The organism is Sphaerobacter sp., assembly GCF_019683595.1.
Taxonomy (GTDB): domain Bacteria; phylum Chloroflexota; class Chloroflexia; order Thermomicrobiales; family Thermomicrobiaceae; genus Sphaerobacter.
Genome location: NZ_JADGHZ010000294.1, coordinates 1 through 2,963 on the forward strand (window position 1 = coordinate 1; position 2,963 = coordinate 2,963).

Genomic DNA, 2,963 nt, shown 5'->3' on the forward strand with positions numbered 1-2,963 from the left:
CGCCCCGCCCCCCGGCGCCCCCGCCCCCCCCGGCTCCGCTCAGGATGACAAGGACGAGACGACGGACCGGTACATGTACCACAGTAATTCGTCAAACTCCATCAGCCGGCTTTCGTTGTCAGCCCGGCGGCTTTAGCCCCGGGCACGCGCAGACCGCGTACACCCAACGAATGCGTCAAACTCCATTCGCCCGGGCACGCGCCGTGACGCGGCGAACTTCCCGCCACCCATCCCGGCGACGGTCGGCAGCCGCACTAGCTGGCGGAGGCGGGCGGAAGACGGCGCGGCTGGTATGCCGGATGAACTCGTCAAACGTCATAGAAAACCGGGTGGGCGCGTGCCCACCCGGTTTGTGGTCGAGGTCGCGTCGCGGTCGGGAACTAGCCCTCGACCTTGAGCGTGCCCTCCATGCCGGACTCGCGGTGACCGGGGACCGTGCACCAGAACTGGTATTCGCCCGCCTCGTTGATCGTCACCGTGAAGGTCGCCGACTTGCCCGGGGCGACCAGTTCCGAGGTCTGCGGGTTGCCCGGGATCTCGATGTGCATGTCGTGTTCGACGGTGCCGTCGTTGACCAGGTTGAACGTGATCTCGCCGGTCTTGGCCTCGATGGTGGAAGGATCGAACTTGAACTCGGTCATCTTGACGGTGATCGCCCCTGCGGGCGCGTTGCCGCCGCCGTTGCCCTCGTTGTTGTTGCCACCACCTCCACATGCCGCCAGAGCGAGCATCAGCAGCGCCGCTGCTGCCACCAGCACCGTCACTCTAGCGATGCCGCGGGACCACACCTTCACAAGAGCCTCCCTTCTCTGACCCGACCTCTACCGGGCCAGAATCACACCTCTCGCCAGGTTGGGTTCCGGGCCGTATGCCCGGATAACTATAACCTGAACTTGCGCCAATTGCAGCCTCGGTGCCACACATCGCGGGGATTACGCTCCACGCCCGCCCCACGTCCGGCCACCGTCGCTGCTCCGGTAGAAGTAACCCTCCTGATCGACCACGGCCACCTGCTCCGGCTCGTCGGCACTGACGGCAACCGCCATCACCACCCCTTCGGGCGTCAGCGGCAGCCGTTCCCAGGCTCCGTCCGCCGAGCGGACCCAGACGCCGTCGTCGGTGCCGGCGTAGAGCGTGCCAGGGTTGGTGATGCTCGCTGCCAGCGACATGATCATCGCGCCGGGGCCGGGGAGAGACTGCCACGTCTTGCCACCGTCGCGGCTCTCGGTGAGCACATCGTCGACGCCTGCGTAGACATGCAGCGGGTCGTCCGGCGCGACCGCCAGCGGCAACATCCCGGCCACATCGCCCGGCGGCAGCGGGAGCTGCTCCCAGGTGAGCCCACCGTCCGCGCTGGTGAACAGCCCGGAAACCCCGACGGCGAAGGCATAGAGCCGGAGCGGGTCCGACGGGGCGACGGCGAAGCCGTGCAGGTCGTAGTCGGGCAGGTTCGTGGCCGGCTGTTCCCAGGTGGCACCTCCGTCGCGGCTAAAGACGAACAGGCCGTGGCCTGCCAGGTAGCGGTGCCGTGGGTCGCTCACGGCGATGCCGAGCTGCATCACGTCGGCATCGCGCACCACCGTATCCTGCCACGTCTTGCCACCATCCCGGCTCATTTTCATCCCCTGATGGTGGCCGAAGTACAGGGTTTGGGGGTCGGTCGGATCGAACGCCAGGGAATGGAAGTCGAGCGTATCGAACCGGTAAAGTGCGACACTGTCGCCGCGACCGAAGAACCACCACGCGGCCCCACCGATCAGTAAGAGCAGAACCGCTGCCACCGCGCTCCGGCGGAGCCAGGGCTGCCGCTGCGTCGTCGCCTGGCGCCGCGCCGCGCGGCGCGCGGCCCCCGGTGCGTGGCCGGTCCGTCTTTCTCGCCCAGACATCCGAGTGTTCGACTTCCTTGTTCCCAGCATGCCGACGACGCCCCGCGGCGCCGGCCCGCAGGCCGGCGCGAATCATAGCACCACGCCGGCGACAGCGCCCCGCCCAATTGGGTGGGATCGGGACAGGGGGTGTGCTTTCTGGTTCGTCGTTCGTCAGGGGCGCCGGCAGGATGCCTGCGCTTGCGCGGCTACGGCCCGCCGCCCGTGGAGTTGAGGATCTGACCGGTAACCCAGCGGGCGTCGTCGGTCGCCAGCCAGGCGATCAGGCGTGCGGCGTCGTCCGGCTGACCCCAGCGCCCCATCGGCTCCCGAGCCAGGACGGCGGCGTACGTCTCCGGGTCGGCATAGCCGGTATCGGTCGCTCCGGGATTCACGGTGTTGACGGTGATGCCGCGGGGGGCGAGGTGCGCCGCCAGGCTTTGGGTGAGCTGATGGAGCGCGCCCTTTGAGGCGACGTAGGCCAGCTCGCCGGGCATCGGGCCGAGGTGCTGCCCGGAGGTCATCAGGATGACGCGGCCCCCCGGCCGGGAATCGTCGTGCCGGGCGGCCCACGCCTGCACCAACAACAGCGTCGCCCGGACGTTCACCTGGAAGTGCTGATCGATCTGCTCGGCAGTCAGCTCTTCCAGCCCGCCCAAGCGGCTATAGGCGTGGTTGGCAACCAGGATGTCGACCTGCCCGAGGGTATCGAACGCGGTCGCGACGACGCGCTCCGGCGCCGCGGGATCAGCGAAGTCCGCCGAGACGTGCGCGATGCGCCGCCCGGTACCGCGCAGGTCCTTCAGGACCGCGTCGATGCCGCCCGGGTCGGCACCCCAGGGGCTGGCAGCGTCGTATGGGACCCAGGAGTGGACGCAGAGGTCGGCGCCGAGTTGGGCCAGGCGCATCGCGATGGCATAGCCGATCCCAGCCCGGCGGCTGACGCCGGTGACGAGCGCCACGCGTCCGGCCAGGGGATCCGGTCGCCCGATCGCCAGTGGCTCCATCGGCAGCTCCTCTCATACTGCTGTCGTCCTTCGCTCCGCCCGGCCGCGCCGCCGCGCCCCCCCGCCGGCGCCGAGGGATAACCCCCCGCGG

At 69.3% G+C, this 2,963-nt stretch carries 3 protein-coding genes; all 3 read right to left on the reverse strand.

What is annotated here, in order from left to right; genetic code table 11:
• Positions 1–380: 380 nt before the first annotated feature.
• Positions 381–794 (reverse strand): cupredoxin domain-containing protein, encoded by a 414-nt coding sequence (locus tag IRZ30_RS16780; RefSeq protein WP_294086830.1) that lies wholly within the window; start codon positions 792–794, stop codon positions 381–383.
• Positions 795–932: 138 nt separating this feature from the next.
• The gene (locus IRZ30_RS16785) at positions 933–1,886 is read right to left on the reverse strand and encodes a hypothetical protein (protein WP_294086831.1); all 954 of its coding nucleotides are present in this window, start codon (positions 1,884–1,886) and stop codon (positions 933–935) included.
• 188 nt (positions 1,887–2,074) lie between these two features.
• Positions 2,075–2,872 (reverse strand): SDR family oxidoreductase, encoded by a 798-nt coding sequence (locus IRZ30_RS16790; RefSeq protein WP_294086832.1) that lies wholly within the window; start codon positions 2,870–2,872, stop codon positions 2,075–2,077.
• Between the last annotated feature and the right edge of the window lie 91 nt (positions 2,873–2,963).

Bases quoted from the DNA above. Each gene is read 5' to 3' on its own strand.
- IRZ30_RS16785 (WP_294086831.1), bottom strand. From the start codon at position 1,886: ATGTCTGGGCGAGAAAGACGGACCGGCCACGCACCGGGGGCCGCGCGC.
- IRZ30_RS16790 (WP_294086832.1), bottom strand. From the start codon at position 2,872: ATGGAGCCACTGGCGATCGGGCGACCGGATCCCCTGGCCGGACGCGTG.